Raw genomic sequence first — 1,313 nt, 5'->3', positions numbered from 1 at the left:
CACCGGCGGCCGCGACGAGCAGCGGCTGGGCCGAACACACCAGCGCAGCCGTCCCCGCGTCCACCCCGGCCGCGGACGCGGCGAACAGGCCCCCGAGGAACATCCCGTGCGCGGTGAGGCCCAGAACGCACTGCCGCCCGAGATCACGACGGCCGATCCGGCTGCCGAGCACCGTGACCACCGAGAGCAGGACGCCGGCGGTGATGACGTACCGCCACGCCAGCAGCCCCGCGGGTTCGGTGTCCGCCGTACCCCACGCGGCACCCACGAAACCGCAACTCCACAACACCACGAAGGCGCCGGCCACCAGAATCCTGTCCACGGCCCGAGCAAAGCATACCGATCGGTATACTGTCAGTGCACCCGTCGGGCACCGCCGGGGAGTGCACTGTCCCGAGGAGGACCGGGTGACCCCTGAGCCGTGGCCGATCATCCCCACGACCGAGGTGGGGGAGCGCATCCTCCTGGCGGCCGACGAGCTCTTCTACTCGCGGGGCATCACCGCAGTGGGCGTCGAACTCATCGCCGAGCAGGCGCGGACGACCAAACGCACGCTCTATCAGCGCTTCGGGTCCAAGGACGGCCTCGTCGACGCGTACCTGCGGCGACGCGGCAGCCGGTGGCAGCAGTATCTCGTCGATCATCTCGACGCGACGGAGTGGACCCTGCCCCGGTTCTTCCGGCGGGCCGAGGACTGGGCCGGGCCGAACCGGCGCGGATGCGCTTTCGTCAACGCGTGGGCCGAGGTCGGGGGAGCGGGGCGTTCTGCCGCCGCCGAGACGATCAGGGAGGAGAAGCGGTGGATGCGGAGGCTGCTCGCTGAGCTCGTCGGTGGTGACCCCGCCGTGGCGGCGGCCGTCCACCAGCTCTACGAGGGGGCGCAGGTCGCCGCGACGGTGTTCGGTGAGACCACGGCGTTCCGGGTGGCCGATGATGCGGCGCAGGTGATCGTGGCGGCCGCCAAGGGGTGAGACGGGACGGGTCGCGGGACGGCCGCGGCGGGGGTGGTGATACCGCAACGCAGGAGTTATCAATGAATACTTATTGACACGACCGCATGCCTGTCCTACTTTCGGGGGACAGGCATATCCCGCGCCAGCCCCCTGGCCGAGGCCGCGGGCCGCCGGAGAGGTGGACACCATGCGGATCATCGTCGCGGACGGCGAGGGGTCGTACCGCTCCTCCTCGGGGGTGCTGGACGGCTTCGTCGACGACCTGTCCTCCCGCCTCGGCGCCCGCGCCGCGGTCCGGGTGCAGTGGCCGGAGCCGGAACGGACGCGCCTCCACCGCCCGCGGAGCTGGGACGCCGCCTC

General features: G+C 71.5%; 1 protein-coding gene and 1 pseudogene. One reads left to right on the top strand and one right to left on the bottom strand.

All coding sequences use genetic code 11. The annotated features are described in order from the left end of the window. A pseudogene (locus tag G6019_RS16640) lies at nt 1–322 on the bottom strand (EamA family transporter); the annotation flags it as partial. 85 nt (nt 323–407) lie between these two features. Between G6019_RS16640 and G6019_RS16635 the strand changes: the two are divergent. Further along, nucleotides 408–971, top strand: coding sequence for a TetR/AcrR family transcriptional regulator (locus G6019_RS16635; protein WP_197431440.1), 564 nt, complete (start codon nt 408–410; stop codon nt 969–971). The last annotated feature ends 342 nt before the right edge of the window (nt 972–1,313 follow it).

Origin of the sequence: Dietzia sp. DQ12-76, assembly GCF_014145045.1 — a bacterium.
Taxonomy (GTDB): domain Bacteria; phylum Actinomycetota; class Actinomycetes; order Mycobacteriales; family Mycobacteriaceae; genus Dietzia.
Note: the sequence above shows the minus strand (reverse complement) of the source record. Positions and strands in the feature narration are given on the sequence as shown.